The organism is Saccharopolyspora phatthalungensis (genome assembly GCF_014203395.1).
GTDB lineage: Bacteria > Actinomycetota > Actinomycetes > Mycobacteriales > Pseudonocardiaceae > Saccharopolyspora > Saccharopolyspora phatthalungensis.
The window spans coordinates 783,219-799,815 of sequence record NZ_JACHIW010000001.1 but is presented as its reverse complement, the minus strand read 5'-3'; the positions used below and the strand labels follow the sequence as shown (position 1 = coordinate 799,815).

22 protein-coding genes and 2 tRNA genes are annotated in these 16,597 nt (G+C 64.7%); 16 read left to right on the top strand and 8 right to left on the bottom strand.

Annotated elements, in window-relative coordinates:
* Positions 1-63 precede the first annotated feature (63 nt).
* Complete coding sequence (locus BJ970_RS03505; protein ID WP_184723650.1) at positions 64-291, top strand: hypothetical protein; 228 nt, start codon at positions 64-66, stop codon at positions 289-291.
* A 50-nt stretch (positions 292-341) separates the two neighbouring features.
* Here BJ970_RS03505 and BJ970_RS03500 read toward each other — a convergent pair whose 3' ends face one another.
* On the bottom strand, positions 342-1,331 hold the full coding sequence (locus BJ970_RS03500; protein ID WP_246470686.1) for a 2-hydroxyacid dehydrogenase: 990 nt from the start codon (positions 1,329-1,331) through the stop codon (positions 342-344).
* On the bottom strand, positions 1,312-2,118 hold the full coding sequence (locus tag BJ970_RS03495) for a GntR family transcriptional regulator (RefSeq protein WP_184723647.1): 807 nt from the start codon (positions 2,116-2,118) through the stop codon (positions 1,312-1,314). The genes BJ970_RS03500 and BJ970_RS03495 overlap by 20 nt, the downstream gene beginning before the upstream one ends.
* 227 nt (positions 2,119-2,345) lie before the next feature.
* On the opposite strand from BJ970_RS03495, the gene BJ970_RS03490 reads away from it, so the two are divergent.
* The 14 genes from BJ970_RS03490 (at position 2,346) to BJ970_RS03425 (ending at position 10,824) form a co-directional block, all read left to right on the top strand.
* A complete protein-coding gene (locus BJ970_RS03490; RefSeq protein ID WP_221467021.1) occupies positions 2,346-2,696 on the top strand; it encodes a hypothetical protein in 351 nt (116 codons plus the stop codon).
* 303 nt (positions 2,697-2,999) lie between these two features.
* A complete protein-coding gene (locus tag BJ970_RS03485) occupies positions 3,000-3,188 on the top strand; it encodes a hypothetical protein (protein WP_184723644.1) in 189 nt (62 codons plus the stop codon).
* Positions 3,189-3,256: 68 nt separating this feature from the next.
* Complete coding sequence (locus BJ970_RS03480; protein ID WP_184723641.1) at positions 3,257-3,430, top strand: hypothetical protein; 174 nt, start codon at positions 3,257-3,259, stop codon at positions 3,428-3,430.
* A 2-nt stretch (positions 3,431-3,432) separates the two neighbouring features.
* Positions 3,433-3,780, top strand: a complete 348-nt coding sequence (locus BJ970_RS03475; protein ID WP_184723638.1) for a hypothetical protein — start codon at positions 3,433-3,435, stop codon at positions 3,778-3,780.
* Between the two features lie 32 nt (positions 3,781-3,812).
* Complete coding sequence (locus BJ970_RS03470) at positions 3,813-4,067, top strand: hypothetical protein (protein ID WP_184723635.1); 255 nt, start codon at positions 3,813-3,815, stop codon at positions 4,065-4,067.
* Positions 4,067-4,246 carry a hypothetical protein gene (locus BJ970_RS03465; protein ID WP_184723632.1) on the top strand — a complete coding sequence of 60 codons (180 nt, stop codon included), beginning with the start codon at positions 4,067-4,069 and terminating at the stop codon, positions 4,244-4,246. Before BJ970_RS03470 ends, BJ970_RS03465 begins: the two co-directional genes overlap by 1 nt.
* Before the next feature lie 90 nt (positions 4,247-4,336).
* The gene (locus BJ970_RS03460) at positions 4,337-5,857 is read left to right on the top strand and encodes an FtsK/SpoIIIE domain-containing protein (RefSeq protein ID WP_184723629.1); all 1,521 of its coding nucleotides are present in this window, start codon (positions 4,337-4,339) and stop codon (positions 5,855-5,857) included.
* An 82-nt stretch (positions 5,858-5,939) separates the two neighbouring features.
* A complete protein-coding gene (locus tag BJ970_RS03455) occupies positions 5,940-6,512 on the top strand; it encodes a GGDEF domain-containing protein (RefSeq protein ID WP_184723626.1) in 573 nt (190 codons plus the stop codon).
* 19 nt (positions 6,513-6,531) lie between these two features.
* Positions 6,532-6,783, top strand: coding sequence for a hypothetical protein (locus BJ970_RS03450; protein WP_184723623.1), 252 nt, complete (start codon positions 6,532-6,534; stop codon positions 6,781-6,783).
* Positions 6,783-6,971, top strand: a complete 189-nt coding sequence (locus tag BJ970_RS03445) for a hypothetical protein (protein ID WP_184723619.1) — start codon at positions 6,783-6,785, stop codon at positions 6,969-6,971. The genes BJ970_RS03450 and BJ970_RS03445 overlap by 1 nt, the downstream gene beginning before the upstream one ends.
* Positions 6,972-6,985: 14 nt before the next feature.
* Positions 6,986-7,897 carry a hypothetical protein gene (locus BJ970_RS03440; protein WP_184723616.1) on the top strand — a complete coding sequence of 304 codons (912 nt, stop codon included), beginning with the start codon at positions 6,986-6,988 and terminating at the stop codon, positions 7,895-7,897.
* Between the two features lie 124 nt (positions 7,898-8,021).
* A complete protein-coding gene (locus tag BJ970_RS03435) occupies positions 8,022-9,485 on the top strand; it encodes a replication initiator (protein ID WP_184723613.1) in 1,464 nt (487 codons plus the stop codon).
* A 2-nt stretch (positions 9,486-9,487) separates the two neighbouring features.
* Positions 9,488-9,670 (top strand): helix-turn-helix domain-containing protein, encoded by a 183-nt coding sequence (locus BJ970_RS03430; protein ID WP_184723610.1) that lies wholly within the window; start codon positions 9,488-9,490, stop codon positions 9,668-9,670.
* A gap of 14 nt (positions 9,671-9,684) precedes the next feature.
* On the top strand, positions 9,685-10,824 hold the full coding sequence (locus BJ970_RS03425) for a tyrosine-type recombinase/integrase (RefSeq protein ID WP_312864089.1): 1,140 nt from the start codon (positions 9,685-9,687) through the stop codon (positions 10,822-10,824).
* A gap of 69 nt (positions 10,825-10,893) precedes the next feature.
* Here BJ970_RS03425 and BJ970_RS03420 read toward each other — a convergent pair.
* A tRNA-Lys gene (locus BJ970_RS03420) sits at positions 10,894-10,966 on the bottom strand.
* Positions 10,967-11,256: 290 nt separating this feature from the next.
* Between BJ970_RS03420 and BJ970_RS03415 the strand changes: the two genes are divergently transcribed.
* Positions 11,257-12,447: a L,D-transpeptidase gene (locus tag BJ970_RS03415; protein WP_184723603.1), complete on the top strand. Its 1,191-nt coding sequence runs from the start codon at positions 11,257-11,259 to the stop codon at positions 12,445-12,447.
* Between the two features lie 105 nt (positions 12,448-12,552).
* Here BJ970_RS03415 and BJ970_RS03410 read toward each other — a convergent pair.
* From BJ970_RS03410 to BJ970_RS03390, 5 genes are all read right to left on the bottom strand, one after another.
* A tRNA-His gene (locus tag BJ970_RS03410) sits at positions 12,553-12,628 on the bottom strand.
* Positions 12,629-12,738: 110 nt separating this feature from the next.
* Positions 12,739-13,404, bottom strand: a complete 666-nt coding sequence (orn, locus tag BJ970_RS03405; protein ID WP_184723600.1) for an oligoribonuclease — start codon at positions 13,402-13,404, stop codon at positions 12,739-12,741.
* A gap of 47 nt (positions 13,405-13,451) precedes the next feature.
* Positions 13,452-15,089 (bottom strand): AMP-binding protein, encoded by a 1,638-nt coding sequence (locus BJ970_RS03400; protein ID WP_184723597.1) that lies wholly within the window; start codon positions 15,087-15,089, stop codon positions 13,452-13,454.
* A gap of 222 nt (positions 15,090-15,311) precedes the next feature.
* Positions 15,312-15,518, bottom strand: a complete 207-nt coding sequence (locus BJ970_RS03395; protein WP_221467467.1) for a hypothetical protein — start codon at positions 15,516-15,518, stop codon at positions 15,312-15,314.
* Between the two features lie 218 nt (positions 15,519-15,736).
* The gene (locus BJ970_RS03390) at positions 15,737-16,474 is read right to left on the bottom strand and encodes a hypothetical protein (RefSeq protein ID WP_184723590.1); all 738 of its coding nucleotides are present in this window, start codon (positions 16,472-16,474) and stop codon (positions 15,737-15,739) included.
* Positions 16,475-16,597 lie beyond the last annotated feature (123 nt).

Here is a 16,597-nt window from a genome sequence, read left to right as displayed (position 1 = left end):
ACGTATGCACCTCTACGTACAGATAGGCACAGAGAGGTACATAAACGTCCTATCCTCGAATGCATGGGTAAGGCACTGTTCCCGATCAAGGCCGCCAAGACGCAACCCGCCGAACAGCTCGAAGTGCGCAAGCTACGTGGCTGGAAACCACACATGGCTCGTCGCCCCGGCGAAACCGTCGCTGATTGGCGCGCGCGGTTGGCGTGGTCGTGCTACGCGTGCGGGAAGCGGTTCGAGCATGGGCAGCGCCAAGAGCTCAACGATCACGAAGATACGCACGGCGCCCGCTGAACGCGGGAAGCGCGACGCGTAAGTCTCCTCGGGAGCTTGAGACGCAGGTCCTAGTCGTTTTCCGTGGCTAGCTGCGGTCGGACCGCGTTAGGTGGGGTGGTGCCTGCGAGGAAAGCCTTGACCTGCTCGGCCGCGACGGCGTAGCAGAGTGCGTTCGTTCCTGGGACTGTTCTGGCCATGTGTGGGCTAATGATGACGTCCGCACACTGCCATAGTGGGTGATCTTCTGGCAGAGGCTCTGGGTCAGTAACATCAAGCGCAGCTCGAAGGCGCTTGCTTTGCAGCTCCGCTACGAGTGCGGCGGTGTCGACGATCTTTCCTCGCCCAGCGTTCACAAGTAGGGCTCCATCCGGCATGGATGCAAGGAAGTCTTTATCAACTAGACCGCGCGTTTGCTCGGTCAGTGGAGCAGTGATAACCACAATGTCGTGGTCAGGAAGCAGGGATGGAATCTCTGCGGGTGCATGTATGCCTGGCCGTGCTGTGCTTGCTACGAGCGTTGACCGCGCACCAAAGACCTTGAGCTGGTCAGCAACAGCGCTTCCAATACTTCCAGCGCCGACAATAAGAACACGGCTGGAATTGAGAGTTTTAGCGGAAACGCGCCGGTGCGCCCATATCCCTTCGCGCTTGAATTCGCCCAGCGCTGGCCATTGCCGATACAGGCACAGGATTGCCGACAAGACCCATTCGGAAACGGGGCCTGCATGCGCACCACGCGCTGTCGAGAGCAACACGTCGGCGGGAACGTCGCCTGCCCATTCGTCTGCCCCGGCGGACAGTAGTTGAACCATGCGAAGACCCGCAATTTGTTTCAGCAGCGGAATCGGCCGGTGACTGCTTCGGTACGGAGGAATGAGTATCTCGGCGTGGCGTTTTTCTGTCGGGATTCCCTTATTGGGGTCGTATACTAATACCTCAAGGTTATCGATCTTACCGAGCAGGTCAACGCCGATTTTGTCGTCATCCTCACAACTTACAAGCACTCGCACGGCAGCGTTCCTCTGCATCACATTAACCCTACTTTCCTGATCCGTCATTTTCCTCGACGAGTTTGATTAGCTCCTGAGCCTGCTTCTGTAGCGGCTCACTTGAGGCAGAATTGTTTACTACAACATGCGGAACCGGTGGTCTGAATTCAAGATCTATCCCCGCTAGATACTCGGTCCAGTTGGCAAGCTTTGCCGCGTCTCGCGCTGCACCACGATGCCGAACATAAGTGTGCATTGTATCTGCGTCACAGTACACCCACACAAATGTAGCCGAGGCGCCAAAATCTTTGCAAGTGGCTTGTATCCTGCTCACCCATGCCATATCTACAAACTCTCGCACGAATGGAGCCGTAACAATGGAACTATTTCCGCATTGCAGGTTCTCGACAAGCGTATTTATCAGTGATTCGTACTCGCGTGGCCGAATGGAAGTCAAATAGAAGTCCGACTCACGATCGTGAGGCGAACGACCAACCAACTCAAGCGCCGACTCCACAACGGGTCGCGTCAGCGAGTCCTTATCCAACAATGCCCAGCCGGTCTCGCGGGCAATAATTCGCCCCAGCTCGGACTTGCCGCAACCCGCATAACCACCGATGAACATGACGCGCGGAGCAACCGGCCGTGGAGGCGTACTCGCCTGTTCTGGCGCCCGAACTGCCCGACCGACGCGCGGGATGGTTTCCACAAGCCCTTCCTCGCTGAGGATCGACATGGCGTCGTTGATCACCGGAGTGCTGACTCCCCACTCTCGCGCAAGATCGCGAGTGGACGGCAAGCGCTGGCCGTCGCGGAGTGCTCCGGACTCGATGCTGTTCCGGATGTTGCGCGCCACCTGCAGATGGAGCGGCTCCGAACGACTTACAGACGGTGTTGGACGCTTCACTAGCTCCCCTTCCTCCTAGTTGATTCACGACAGACTACCAGCTAGACGAACGGAAACCCGCAGGTAGTCCACCACTTACGAGCCTGATCAAACTCCCAGTTGACTCGTTGATCTCTCAACTGGTAGCTTCTGTGATGTCGCTAGTCGCGGACCTAGATCCCAGTGGAAGGTTGGACATGCTGAAGAACGTTCCGGTTGTGCTTGAGGGTTACAAGGCGCGGGTTGTGGAAGAGCCGGTGATGAAGAGCTACAAGAACAGGGACACGGGCAAGGCGGAGATCGCCACCGGGCAGGACGGTGCGCCGCTCTATGAGATGTCGGTCTTCATGAAGGCGGTCCCGACCGAGGAAGGCAAGCGGGCTCCCAAGGGCTTTGAGATGAAGGTGACGCTGGAGGCGGAGCCGCCTGCCGATGTCGTCGAGGGCGAGCTTGTTGCGTTGGTCAACCCGCGCATCTCCCAGTATCACCTGGACAACGGAGCCCAGGGCGTGACCCTGAAGGCGACCGGCGTCACGCTCGCGGGCTGAGTTACCCGCGAATTGAGTCTCTTTTCTTAGCCGTTTCTGGCTGCTTGTTCTTTGAGAATTCCATAGTGGGCCGAGCTATGCCTTTTCGGCGTGAATTGACACGTCGGGAAGGCCATATTGACCCCCGGAATACCGGCGGAAACACGGAGCGAATCCCGGGGGTCTTCATGGCTTTCTGCAAGGCAGGAACGAAAGGGGTTCTGCATTGTTCTACTGTGGAGCGTGCCACGTCGACCGGTGGCGTTACCGGCACTCGCAGGATGTGTATTGCGATCGCTTCTTGAGGCAGTTCAGGGGGCGGCAGTGAGTGAGGAAGCGGAGGAATTGGGCTGCATTGCGGAGCAGCTGAAGGTGATCAGTGACCGGCTTGATGAGCTGGACCGGCAGACGGCCCGGAAGTTCGGTGTCACGAACTGCTTGATGCCGTTCGCGATGGCCTCGCTTGGGCGGGCGGAAGACAACCTGCGTTCACTCGCTGGCGATTGGAAGTGATCAGAAGTGCGAGTTTTCGGATTTCACGGCTCCGGGTGCATTGGGTCTTCGGCGGCTGGAGCAAGTAAGTGAAGCACAACCGCAATAGCACGTCGGGCGAGATCGTTATTCAGTCGGCCGAGAACAACGGGACCGGATCGGATGTGTCGAGCCCGGCGGCGATCAACCTGAATTTCGGTGGAGCGAAAAAGCACGTGGAGGTTCGGGGCGACATCCATGGCGATCTGACTTTTGGGAGCTGAAAATGAACCAGCGGATGAGCGATGAGGTAACGCAGATGCTCATGGGTGCGCTGAGGACGGGAATGGAGCGCTACGCACGGCAACACGGGCTGCCGACCGGGCTGTACTGGCGCTCGTCGCTGCGCAGCGGTGTGTTCCTCACTGGTCACGTCGGCGCAGAGTTCACCGAGGATCAGGTCTCGGAAGCACTTCAGAAGTGGGCTGATCACCTCGGGTTGTGCAAGGACGAGGACCCGATGGTCGGGTCTGCTAGCTATTCCGGTGCGGCTGGCGGAATTTCCATCGAGGTCTGGGGTGTGACCGATCGCGATCGGTGGGACCAGGAATGGGGCGACGGTCGATCGCGCTGACCGTGAAAACAAACAGATTGGAATGATTGTCGATGAATACGAATTTGCCGGTCGGGATGCGGAAGAACACGCCCGCTATCGCCCGGTTGAAGAAGATCGGTGAGTTGCTGGATGCGTTGTTCCGGGAGCTGTCGCGGGTGGAGTTCCTGGAAGACGACATCATGGTCAAGAAGGACTTCGAGGAAGTCGGGGATTTGGCGGGCGCGGCGCAGTCGTCCGTGTTCGGGGTTCGGGACGCGATCGCCGCGAAGGGCGGTCCGAATGTGGCGAAGGGATACCAGAAATAATGGCACGTGGTGACGAGGTACACGCGACGGTCCGGCGCATCGATTCGACGATGCTGGCGCTGGTGAACCACTTGAAAAATTTCGGGGTCCCGAAGGGTATGGGGACCCCGCTGAACAAGATGCGGAACTCGGTTGGCGATTTGGTCGCCAAGCTGGAGATGACCCAGCGCCGGAACTGATACCGGCTGGACTCGGCACGGGGGCGTTGATCTCTACGGAGAATCAGCGCCCCCCTTTTTTTCTTCTGCTCGTAGAAAGGTAAGGCGGCAATGCGGGACACGCGAGTTGACACGGAAAGAACCCCGGTTCGGGCGGCGGCACGGTTCGTCGCGCGGCATCCGCGTTCGGTGGGCTCGGTGGTGGTCCTGGACGCTGCGGTGCTGTGGGTGGGGTATCAGACCGTGCTCATGGCGGCCGGGATTGCCGTGGTGGCCGGCGCTTCCTGGCGGCTGCTGGACCGGCCGACCTTCGACAGGTTCGCCGGTCGCCTGCTGCGGGCGTGGTGGAGACGGTGGTGGTCCTACCGGCGGCAATGGCTTCGGATCATGACCGCCTGCAACCTGACCACCATCGATCACAAGGGAAACACACTGGCTCCGCGCGTGACGCGGGTGAAAAGCACGTGGTCATGGGACACCGTGCACGTCCGAATGGCCAAGGGCCAAGAACCGGAGGACTTCGAGAAAGTGATCAATCGACTGGCGAACTCGTTTCAGGCACGTTCGACCAACGTGCGCCAGCTCAAACCGGGCAAGATCGCCCTGGACTTCCAGCGCCGGGAACCCTTCGACGACATGTTCGTTCCCCTGCCGGACCTGGCGGAGTCGGTCGAGGCGGTGGATCTGCGGCGGCTGCCGATCGGCCGGGACGAATACGGCCGGGACTTCACCCTCGACCTGCTGGGCCGGGACCTGCACATCCTCCTGGGCGGGGCGACCGGGGCGGGGAAGGGCTCGTTCATGTGGGCGCTTCTGCGCGCTCTGGCCCCGTTGATCCGGGCCGGTTACGTGCGGTTGTGGGTGATCGACCCCAAGGGCGGTATGGAATTCGGCATCGGCGAGGACATGTATTACGAGTTCGCCGAAAGCGACCAGGCCGGGCAGAAGCTGATTCAGGAGTACACCAGCGTTCTCGACGCCCGGAAGCTGGAGCTCGGCCGCCAAGGGGTCAGGACGTTCACGCCGTCGCTGGAAACACCGCTGGAGTTGCTGATCTGCGATGAGCTGGCCGCGATGACCGCCTACGCGGACAAGGCGATCCGGGCACCGTTCGAGCTGGATCTGAGCAAGGCGCTCACGCAGTACCGGGCGGTGGGTGGCCGCACCGTTGCCGCGTCGCAGGAACCGACCAAGGATGTCATCCCGATGCGCGGTCTGTTCCCGACGAAGATCGCGTTGCGGCTGGATTCCGCGTCGTATGTGGACATGTGCCTGGGTGAGGGCATGCGCGATGCGGGCGCGTTCGCCGACAAGATCCCCGAGTACCTCGCTGGTGTCGCCTACGTGAAGAAGGAGGGCCGTCGGGAACCCCTGCGGGTTCGTGCCGCCTACACCACCGACGACGACATCACCGAACTCGTCCGGTTCTGCACCGACCGGGGCGCGACGGTCACCCCGATCCGCCGCGAGGCCACCGACGGCGAACACGCCGGGCAGACCGCAGAGGACATCTACAGCTTCGACTTCGAAGCGCTCGAAGACGAGAACGACGAGGACGACGAGGACGACGAGGACGACGAGATCGAAGAACACGACTACTACGAAGACGACGAGGGCGAAGAGATCGCCTGATCATTCCCTGTTTCAGACGGCCCGCCCGGACTCCGGCCAGAGCATCCCGGGCGGGCCTTACCTCGCTAAGGAGGCACTATCCATGTTGGCAAAGGTGGCCCTGGGTGTCACGAGCGCGGCCAGCGTGGCGGCCGGGACCTGCGCGTACCGGTTGTTCCGGCAGACCCGGAGCGACCCGCTGACCGGGTTGGGTAACCGGGCGGCGCTGGTGGCCGCGTTCAACCGGGCGATGCGTCGCGGCCGGGGTCTGGTGGCCGTGGCGGTCGGCGATATGAACGGCTTCAAAGCCTTCAACGACGTGCACGGGCACCGCTTCGGTGATCAGGTCCTCATCGCGGTCGCCTCCGCGCTGCGCACCACCGCCACCGGCAGGGAGTTACCGGTGCGTCTGCACGGCGACGAGTTCGCGGTCCTCTTGCCGCAGGTGAGCACCCCGCAGCAGGCCGAGACACGCATCCGGCAGTTCCAAGCGGCGGTGTCGAGCATCGCCGAGATCGACGGCCAGCCGGTCGAGGTCGGCATGTCGCTGGGCGTGATGACCGCACCAGTGCACACCGCCCAGCTCTCCGCGCTGATGGTCTCGGCGGATGAACGCATGTACGGCGACAAACACGCCACCCGACACCACACCCGACTGGCCACAAGCCACACCTAAGAGTCCGGAAAGGACAGTCATGCGGAAGAAAGATCACTGCTACGGGGCCGATGGGCCCGGTCTTGTCGAACTGCGTCCGGTTCGGCGGGGAGTCGAGATCTCCATCACCGAGGCGGGCCCGGACGGGGACATAGAACTGTCGTCGGTGTTGAGCCTCGAGGAGTTCCGGGAACTGCTCTGCGATGGCCTGGACGTGATCAGGCAGGTCGACGCGCTCCGGGATGAAGCGATGAGGATGCGCGGACTCACGCGCGGAAACGGAGGTTGCTGATGCAGCACATTCACCTGGAGATCACGGGCAAGGGCGTGCTGACGCTCCTGCTGGTGCTGGCGGTGGTGCTCGGGGTGCTGGCGCTGGTGTGGCTGCTGATCACCCCGGCCCTGGCCATCGGGATCGGGATCGGCCTGGTCCTGGCCATCCGGGGCCTGTTCGCCCTGTTCAAGCCCAGCAGCGAATAGGAAGGAAGGCGGATATGGGCCTGCTGCGGCGTAAACACCGTGACAGCGACCCCGGTAAGACCCGGCGGGTACGCAGGCTCGGCGACAAAATCTGCGAGGCCCGGCAACTGCGGGGGCTGGTGCGGGACCCGGACCTGCGGGCCGTGGAGATCGAGCGGCAGGGACGGCGGACCCTGATCGGGCTGTGGTTCTTCCTGTCGCTGGGCCTGGTGTTCACGACCACCGGGGTCCAGAAGTTCCTCGCAGGCGACGCGACGCAAGCCGACCCGCTGTGGTGGGCCGCGTGGACCGTGGAACCGATGTTCGCGGGTCTGTTGATCGTGATCCTCAACTTCGAGGCCGTGATCCTCTCCTACGGCCGCGAACCGGATCACCAGTGGTGGTACCGGCTCAAGCGCGTGCTGCTGACCTCCACGCTGGCGATGAACGTCATCCCGCAAGCGGTCCCGCTGCTGCGGTGGCGGTGGGAGGAGTTCAACCTGGGCTCGGCGGCGGTGCACGCGATCATCCCGGTCATCGTCTACGGGATCGCCGAAGTCATCCCGGTCATCCAAGCCAAACGGCGGGAGATCACGTTGCTGATCTACGACACCGCCGACCAGGCCCCCGCCGACCAGGCCCCCGCCGACGAGGCCCCCGCCGACGAGGAATCACCAGCGGCGGGACAGCCACCGCAGGCGGAGGAACAGCCGGCCACGACGGCCGCTGTCGCTGAACCGAAACCGCAGGTGGTCAAGGCTTCTCGCACCGCCGCGATGCTGCCCGCACCACTGATCGCCAGGGTCACCGATGCCCGCTCGCGGGTGCTGGCCCAGGGCCGGGAGTTCACCGCTGCGGAAGTCAGGAAAGCGATCCCGGTCCCTGACGGCCTGGCCGAACAGATCGCGGCCGAGTTCGCCACGGACAACGGTCACGCCTTGACCTGAAAACCCTTACGAGACAACTGAATACCGAATCGTGTCACCCACGCTCGGCGGGCAGTACCGCAAAGGGGCAACGGGCTTCGGGCGGGTGCTGCTCGCCGGGCCTTGTCCCTCGAAAGGTCACCACATGGTGTTGCCCGCACTTCCCGATATCGACCGCATCAAACAGCGGATCCAGGCACCCGACTACCGCGACTGGCGCAAGAAGGTCGAAGACGTCTACGGCTGCCTGCACCCCGTCCGACTGTCCGGGCTGTGGGAGATCGCCGACAAGACCTCCGGTGACGTCCTCAAAAGCCACGGCGGCCACATCTTCGCCCCCTGCGGCAACCGGCGGGAATCGGTCTGCCCCGCGTGCAGCGACCGCTACGCCGCCGACGCCTTCCACCTGCTGCGGGCGGGCCTATCCGGCGGCTCCAAAGGCGTCCCCGTAGAGGTCGCAGACAAGCCGAGGCTGTTCGTCACCCTCACCGCCCCCTCCTTCGGGCCGGTCCACAACCGGCGGACCACCGCCACCGGCAAGCACGCCCCGTGCCGCTGCGGGCGCTACCACCACGAACACGACCCACAGATCGGCCAGCCCACCGACCCCGGCTCCTACGACTACACCCGACACGTCCTGTGGCAGGCCCACGTCGGCAAGCTGTGGAACCTGTTCACCAAACACCTACGACGTCGCCTCGCCCGCGCCGCCGGGCTCACCGTCCGCGACTTCGCGGATCACGCCCGGCTCTCCTACGCCAAAGTCGCCGAATTCCAGCGCCGGGGCATCATCCACCTGCACGCCGTGATCCGCCTCGACGGCCCCAACGGCGCGGTAGACACCACCCCGGCCTGGGGCACCCCCGAACTCCTCGCCGACGCCGTCCACGCCGCCCACACCGCCACCCACGTCGAAGTCAAAGGCTTCGAACTCGACGGGGCAGCCGTGACGCTGGCCTGGGGCGAACAACTCGACATCCGCCCCATCCGCCCCGCCGACGCCCACCAGGTCGAAGACGGCGACGGCACCATCAGCGACGACCGGATCGCCTCCTACGTCGCCAAATACGCCACCAAAGGCACCGGCAAGTCCGAAGCCGCCGACCGGCCGATCCGCTCCCGCACCCAGATCGAACTGCTCAGGACCACCGAGCACCACAAACAGATCATGCGCACCGCCTGGGACCTCGGCGCACCCATCGCCTGCCCGGACTGCCACCCCCACGGCGAACACCACCCCGCCGGATGTGCCTGCGCGTCCATCGACCACTGCGCCACCTGCGACAACGGCGGACTGATCCCCGGACCGCTCGATGAACTCAACCTCCGGCGCTGGTGCCACATGCTCGCCTTCCGCGGGCACTTCCTGTCCAAATCACGGGCCTACTCCACCACCTTCAAACAACTCCGCGAGGACCGACAGATCTGGCGGTTCGAACAGAACCTCGCCGAACTCGGCGTCACCGCCGACACCGTGACCGTGATCAACCACTGGGACATGACCAGCGTCGGCCACCGCACCGACGAAGAACGCGAACTCGCCGCAGCCATCGCCGAACGCACCCGCGCCGCACGCAAACACCGCTACAACACCGAAAGGAAAGACTGACCATGATCCGCAACCTCTGGGGCATCGAAGACGTCTCCAAGTACCTCGGCGTTCCCGTCGGAACCGTCTACCAGTGGCGTTCTCGGGGCTATGGTCCGGTCGGTCGCAAGATCGGCAAGTACATCCGGTTCAAGCCCGACGACGTCGAGTCCTGGTTCGAGTCCCAGGCAGAGGGGATGATCTGATGGGAAGGCCCCCGTTGCCGATCGGGACGTACGGAAAGATCCGCTGCTATGAAACGAAATCGGGTTGGCGGGCGCTGACCAAGTTTCGTGACTTCGATGGAGTCACGCGTCCTGTAGAGAGGTCAGGTAAGACGCGGGCTGCTGCTGAGCGGGCTCTCAAAAAGGCGCTGACCGAGCGGAGTTCGACACAGGGCGGTGCGATAAGCGCGGATACACGGTTCCGCAAGGTGGCGGAGGAGTGGTTCAGCGGTGTTGAGGCGGCCGTGGAACAGGGGAGTAGGTCTCCGACTACAGCGGAAACCTACCGCAGAGTCCTCGATGGACACGTGTTGCTTGCGCTCGGTGAACTCAGGCTGAGGGAGGTGACGGTGCCGCGCGTGGATGCTTTTATCGGCGCTGTGCGCAGGAATGTCGGAGCGCCGACGGCGAAGACGGCTCGTAGCGTGGTCTCGGGCGTGCTGAAACTCGCGGCACGGCACGGCGCAATTGACCGCAACCCAACACGAGACATCGCCAGGATCGAAGGAGGACCGAAGAAGAATCCGCGAGCCTTGACGCTAGACGAGCGTGTTCAGTGGCTGGCGCAGCTGGAGGCCGACGAAAAGGCGGTTGCCAAGGATCTGCCGGATCTGTCTCGGTTCATGCTTGCGACAGGTGTCCGCATCGGTGAAGCGCTAGCGGTTCAGTGGTCCGAAGTTGACTTGGATAAGGGTGTCGTCCATGTGAACTTCACCGTGGTCCGGGTCAAGGGCAAGGGCTTGATCAGGAAGTCCACCAAGACCGAATACGGTGAACGGACCCTCCCGCTGCCCTCGTGGGCCGTGGAGATGCTGAAGAAGCGGCACACTGGCGGTGTCGGCCTGGACCGGCCGGTGTTTCCGGACAGCCTTGGTGGTCTGCGGGACCCGTCGAATACCCGGCGTGATCTTCGCAACGCTCGTGGCACCGCTGGGTTTGCGTGGGTTACTTCGCATGTGTTCCGCAAGACGGCAGCGACGATCCTCGATGCTGCTGGCCTGACCGCTCGGGTTGTCGCCGATCAGCTGGGGCACTCGCGGCCGTCCATGACGCAGGACGTGTACCTCGGCCGCAAGGCCGTCGGCAGGGAAGCGGCTCAGGCGCTAGAAGGTGCCTTCGTTACCGAGTCAGCCTGAATTGTGCGGATAAAGTGCGGGGAAGCTCGGGCATGCAAAAAGCCCCAGGCTGTTAACCTGGGGCTTTTGTGCGCCAACAGGGACTCGAACCCCGAACCCGCTGATTAAGAGTCAGCTGCTCTGCCAGTTGAGCTATTGGCGCTGGCTGTCAACCAGGTTTTCCCGGGCGGCTTTCCGTTCCGGTCTCCCTGGCGACGTGGAAAACATTAGCACGGTGTCGGGAGGGTGCCGAACCGGGGGGTCGGTTTCGGGGGTGGCCGAGGTCGTCGGGGGTGGGGACGCAACCTTGGGGAGGGGTGCCGCGTCTTATTGGAAGAGTGAGCGCGGATCACTCGGGGTGCGCACCACCCTGGTCCCTTCACTCACTGTCGGGGTATTGCTGCACACTGTTCACAGGCGTAGTGGCGCATCGGATCGGACGGACTGTTGCCCATGAGGGAGTGGCTTAACCCGGCCGGGATTCCTGCAAGGGTTTCGCGGCCGTTGATGATGTTGATCTTCGGCTTGGTGGCGTTACTCGTCGCCGGTTGTAGTGGTTTCGGTTCGGGGGCTTCGGATGACGTGCCGCCCGCGCCGGTTCTGGAGTTGACGCCGCAGAACGGGGCCAAAGATGTTTTGCCGACGGCGCGGATCAGTGCGGCCGCGGTCAACGGCAAGATCGTCAATGCGGTGCTGACCAATGCGGAAGGCGAGCAGGTGGCCGGTGCCATCTCGCCGGATGGGGTCGGCTGGGCAGCAACGGAACCGCTTGGGTACGGCAAGACCTACACGCTGGCGGTGACCGCCCAGGGGGCGAGCGGGCCCGAGATCATCCAGCAGTCCACGTTCAGCACCGTCTCGCCCGGGGCGCAGACCTTCGTTTCGATGAACCCGCTGGACGGCCAGAAAGTCGGCGTCGGCCAGCCGCTGGCGTTCTACTTCAGTGCGGATGCTCCGGCGCCGGACAAGGCCAAGGCCGAGGAAGCGATCAAGATCCACACCGAGCCGGCCGTGGAGGGCGCCTTCTACTGGTTCGGCAGCCGCGAGGTGCACTGGCGGCCGAAGGAGTTCTGGAAGCCGGGCACCAAGGTGTCGATCGACATCAACGTGTACGGCAAGGAGCTCGGCAATGGGGTCTGGGGCCAGGAGGACCGCAAGGCCACCGTCACCATCGGCGATGCGGTCGTGCTGAAGGCCGACGGGGCCAGTCACCAGATGCGGATCGAGAAGAACGGCAAGTTGCTGCGGACCATGCCGGTGTCGCTGGGCAAGCCCTCGTTTCCGTCCAGCAACGGCGTGCACGTGGTCACCGAGCACCACGCCAAGAAGGTGATGGACTCCTCCACCTACGGCCTGCCCGTCGAGGCGGGCGGCTACCGCACCGAGGTCGAGTGGGCGGTCCGGATTTCCAACGGCGGCGAGTTCCTGCACGCCGCGCCGTGGTCGGTGGGCGATCAAGGCAGGCGCAACGTTAGCCACGGCTGCATCAACATGAGTACCGCCGACGCCAAGTGGATCTTCAACTTGGTGCGGAAGGGCGATGTCGTGCAGATCACCAATTCCGGCGGGCCGAACCTGCGCGCCTGGGATGGTTTCGGCGACTGGCAGATTCCGTGGGAGCAGTGGGTGAAGGGCAACAAGTGAGTTAGGCGGTCGGGAGCGGCTGTTCCGGAGGGAACCGGGGTCGCCGCTCCCGGGGCCAATGGGCAACGAGAAAGGCCCCGTTCCAGCGGAACGGGGCCTTTCTGATGGGGTGAGTGACGGGATTCGAACCCGCGACACCTGGGACCACAACCCAGTGCTCTACCGACTGAGCTACACCCACCGTGGCCGCTCGGACCGGCCCTTTCGGGCCTCTCCCGGAGCAACGCTCATATCGTAGCGTGCGCGGCCACCCGGTTTTCCACGGGCTCCGGTTAACCCGGAGTGTGCTGGTCAGTGGCCGGATTCGGGGTTTTGCTCGGACTGCTCGCGGGCTTTCTCGGTGCCGCCGACGCCGTCATCGCCGTTGAGCAGCTCTGCGGCCACCGCCTGGGCCTGCTCGCTGGTCGGCCCCGGCTGCGGGACGAACGCGGTCCGCCGGTAGTAGGCGAGCTCGCGGATGGATTCCCGGATGTCGGCCAGCGCGCGGTGCGCGAGGCCCTTTTCCGGCTGGGCGTAGTAGACCCGCGGGTACCAGCGTCGGCAGAGTTCCTTGATGGACGACACGTCGACCATCCGGTAGTGCAGGTGGGTATCCAGCCGTGGCATGTCGCGGGCGATGAAACTGCGGTCGGTGGCGATCGAGTTGCCGGCCAGCGGCGCGGACCGCCCGTCCGGGACGTACTTGCGGACGTAGTCCAGCACCCGTTGTTCGGCCTCTTCGAGGGTCACGGTCGAGCGGCGCACCTCCTCGGTGAGCCCGGAGCGGTCGTGCATCTCGCGGACCACGTCGGGCATCCCGGCGAGCGCCTCGTCGTCGGCGTGGATGACGATGTCCACGCCTTCGCCGAGAATGTTCAGGTCGGCATCGGTGACCAGGGCGGCGATCTCGATCAGTGCGTCCTTGCCGAGATCGAGACCGGTCATTTCGCAGTCGATCCACACTAGACGGTCATTCACCCGAGGCAGCCTAACTCCACACGCGGGGTGATCGTGCAGCGTGTCGGTCAGGACCTCAGACGGTCGAGCAGTTCGCGCGGCACGACTTTGCCGGTGGCGTTGCGCGGCAACTCGTCGAGGAACACGACATCGCGCGGCATCGCGAATTTCGACAGCCGGTCACGAAGGCGCTCGCGCAGCCGTTCCGTGTCCAGCCCGCCCTCCTCGTGGAGTACCACGAACGCCGCGAGCCGTTGTCCGAAGTCGGCGTCGTCGACGCCGATGACGGCCGCCTCGGACACCTCCGGCAGGCGCGCGATGGCGTCCTCGGTTTCCTTGGGATAGACGTTCTCGCCCCCGGAGATGATCATGTCGTCTTCCCGGCCGACGACGAACAGCCGCCCGGCGGCGTCGATGCGCCCGAGGTCGCCGGTGGACATCAGGCCGTCGCGGGACTCGCGGCTGCTGCCGTTGGTGTAGCCCTCGAAGACCATGTCGTTGCCCACGAAGATCCGCCCGGTCGCGCCGCGCCGGACCGGGGTGCCGTCGTCGCCGAGGATCCGCACGGTCGTCCCGCGCGGCGGTCGGCCCGCAGTGCCCGGTGCGGCGCGCAGGTCCTGCGGTGTCGCGATGCTTACCCAGGACACCTCGGTGGATCCGTAGAGATTGAACAGGACGGGTCCGAAGGCGTGCTGGAATCTGGTGGCCAGGTCGGCGGGGAGGGCCGATCCGCTGCTCACCACGATGCGCAGCGCGCTGTGGTCGTACTTGGTGCGGATCTGTTCGGGGAGGTCGAGGATGCGCTGGAGCATCACCGGCACCGCGAACATCGACGTGCACTGGTTGCGTTGGGCCGCGGAAAGCGCTTGTTCGGGGTCGAACTTGCGGCGCATCACCTGGGTCGCGCCGAGCACGGCGCCGAGTTGGAACGCCGCGAGGCCCCAGGTGTGGAATAGCGGCGCGCTCACCAGCAACCGTTCCCCGCTGCGCAGCGGCACGCGGGAAAGGATCGACGCCGCGGGTGCCAGGCCCGGCGGGTCGGGGCGGCGCGCGCCCTTCGGGGTTCCGGTGGTGCCGGAGGTCAGCACGATCATGCGCGATTGCCGGGTCGGCCGGGTCGGCCGCTGCGCCGAGGAGATGGCGATCAGGTTTTCCAGCGTGTCGTGGCGGGTGGTGCCGTCGGTCCACGCCAGCACGGCGTCGATGCCTTCGGGCAGGTCCGGCAGGTGGGTACGGAATTCGGCGTCCAGCACCAGCAGCCCCACCCGCTGTTCGGTGATCACGTCGTTGAGCTGCTGAGTGCTCAGGCCGGTGTTGAGCAGCACCACGTCCACGCCGAGCTTGGCCGCGGCGACGATCGTTTCGACCGGTCCGTGGTGGTTGCGGCACAGCACGCCGATCCGGGTGCCACGCGGGATGCGGTCGCGCAGGCCGTTGGCGAGCCGGGTGGTGCGCTGCGCGAGTTCGGCGTAGCTGAGTGCACCGCGCTCGTCGATCACCGCCGGGCGATCGGGGTGGCGCACGGCGCCTACCGCGAAGCCGAGCGGTGGGGTGATGCCCCAGCGTCGCCAGGCGAGGATGATCCGCAGCAGCTTGTCCGGTCGAAGCGGGCGGATCACGCCTTGTCTTGCCAGGACGAACACCGTGTGCAGACCCGGCGTCACGCGCCGGAGCAGGGCAGCCGACCGTTGCCTCAACGTGCTCACGCAGTCACCTCTCGGTCGCCAGGTTACCGCGAGTAGATGCTGGCGCGAGCGCTGTGGCCTGTGGAAGACCGAATGGTGCGCGAGCGTGCTACCGGGTGTGCGGCGAACGGACCTTTCGCCTCGTCCGGCGGCGCGAACAAGCCGTTCGATCCCAACGCCAGGCGCAGGTAGGGCCGTGGGCGCCTCGAGGCATGGTTGGCCCCGAGGCGCCCACGGCCGACCTCACTCGAGCGCGGCCGCCTGCACGATCGCATCTCGCAGAGCAGCACGCAGCCTGCCCACCTCCAGCGGGGACAGCACCGCGGTCTCACCCGGCGGCGCGACCACCACGACATTCCCCTGGTTGACGATTACCGACATGTCCCGGCGCCTGCCGGCGACATCGCGGCAGCTCACGTGCCACTGCTTGGTGGACTCCACGATCCCCAGCCTCCCTCGTGCAGTCCGCGCGTTCTGCCTCCCACGCGCGGTGTCGTTCAAGGGACGCGACCGAGCATGATCCGTGACGGCGAATCATCAGATCAGCCACTCAAGATGATCCAAGTCACACCGTAACGGGCCTTAAAGTCACGAAGGGTGACCGCAGTCTCCTTGGGTACAGTTTCCTCGGACACTGCGGTCACCCTGTGAGTTCGGCAAGGGGCGGCTCAGACCGGGCGGACGACGAGTCCCTTCGGTTCGGCCGTGAAGGTGACCGCGCCTTCTTCGAAGTCGGCGATCGGCAGTTCATCGCGAACCAGCCGATGCGGCGCGTCGAAGGCCTCCACCCGGACCTGGGCGGTGGTCAGGGTGCGCTCCGGGAAATCCACGCCGCCGACCTGCACCCGCAGTTCGCCCTCGTGCACCGTGAGGGTCAACCAGCCGCCGGGGACCGTCAGCTGCTCCCCGTCGTGCGTCAGCGTCAACCGACTTGCGGCGGGGTCCTCGGAGCGCACGGCGACATGCGAGATCGCGACGTCGCGTTGGCCCGAGTCGTCGGCGAGGGCGATCACGTCCCGCTTGACCTCCTCGGCCCGGCCGTCGCCGGGTTTCGGGGTGAGCACCGGGGCGTGCAGCTCCGCGGCCAGCCGGTATGGCTGCCACGAACCGGCACCGACCAGGTTGACCACGGCGGTGATCTCGACATCGGCCAGCAGCCGATCGCTGCCCGGAGCCGGTGTTACCTCGACCGCGGCGACACCCCGTCGGTTCAGCAGCTCCCGCAGTGCCTTGGCGCGCTGCCTGCTGTTGCGGTCGAATCCGCGGGTGATCGCCACCGTCCCCGAGCCGGCGGCCGCCACGGCGGCTTCGGTCAGGTCCGCCAGCGGGGCCCAGATCCGGGCGGGATTCTCTGGGCGCTGTCGGCGGGAACGGGCGAAGCTCGGAGCATCGGTCGTGGTTTCCATCAGTTCCCACCTTAGTCCGCGAGGAAGGTTCACCTTGCCTTCCGGTGGGTGCCTTCTCGATGTGAAATCGATCGCTGTGTCGATCCACTTGGCCGGACGAGCACGGATGGCGCCGCGCTCGGC

Coding starts and splice junctions, on each gene's coding strand:
- BJ970_RS03445 (WP_184723619.1), top strand. CDS start 6,783: ATGCAGCACATTCACCTGGAGATCACGGGCAAGGGCGTGCTGACGCTC.
- BJ970_RS03435 (WP_184723613.1), top strand. CDS start 8,022: ATGGTGTTGCCCGCACTTCCCGATATCGACCGCATCAAACAGCGGATC.
- BJ970_RS03430 (WP_184723610.1), top strand. CDS start 9,488: ATGATCCGCAACCTCTGGGGCATCGAAGACGTCTCCAAGTACCTCGGC.
- BJ970_RS03450 (WP_184723623.1), top strand. CDS start 6,532: ATGCGGAAGAAAGATCACTGCTACGGGGCCGATGGGCCCGGTCTTGTC.
- BJ970_RS03455 (WP_184723626.1), top strand. CDS start 5,940: ATGTTGGCAAAGGTGGCCCTGGGTGTCACGAGCGCGGCCAGCGTGGCG.
- BJ970_RS03460 (WP_184723629.1), top strand. CDS start 4,337: ATGCGGGACACGCGAGTTGACACGGAAAGAACCCCGGTTCGGGCGGCG.
- BJ970_RS03440 (WP_184723616.1), top strand. CDS start 6,986: ATGGGCCTGCTGCGGCGTAAACACCGTGACAGCGACCCCGGTAAGACC.
- BJ970_RS03415 (WP_184723603.1), top strand. CDS start 11,257: ATGAGGGAGTGGCTTAACCCGGCCGGGATTCCTGCAAGGGTTTCGCGG.
- BJ970_RS03470 (WP_184723635.1), top strand. CDS start 3,813: ATGAATACGAATTTGCCGGTCGGGATGCGGAAGAACACGCCCGCTATC.
- BJ970_RS03505 (WP_184723650.1), top strand. CDS start 64: ATGGGTAAGGCACTGTTCCCGATCAAGGCCGCCAAGACGCAACCCGCC.
- BJ970_RS03500 (WP_246470686.1), bottom strand. CDS start 1,331: ATGACGGATCAGGAAAGTAGGGTTAATGTGATGCAGAGGAACGCTGCC.
- BJ970_RS03475 (WP_184723638.1), top strand. CDS start 3,433: ATGAACCAGCGGATGAGCGATGAGGTAACGCAGATGCTCATGGGTGCG.
- BJ970_RS03465 (WP_184723632.1), top strand. CDS start 4,067: ATGGCACGTGGTGACGAGGTACACGCGACGGTCCGGCGCATCGATTCG.
- BJ970_RS03390 (WP_184723590.1), bottom strand. CDS start 16,474: ATGGAAACCACGACCGATGCTCCGAGCTTCGCCCGTTCCCGCCGACAG.
- BJ970_RS03490 (WP_221467021.1), top strand. CDS start 2,346: ATGCTGAAGAACGTTCCGGTTGTGCTTGAGGGTTACAAGGCGCGGGTT.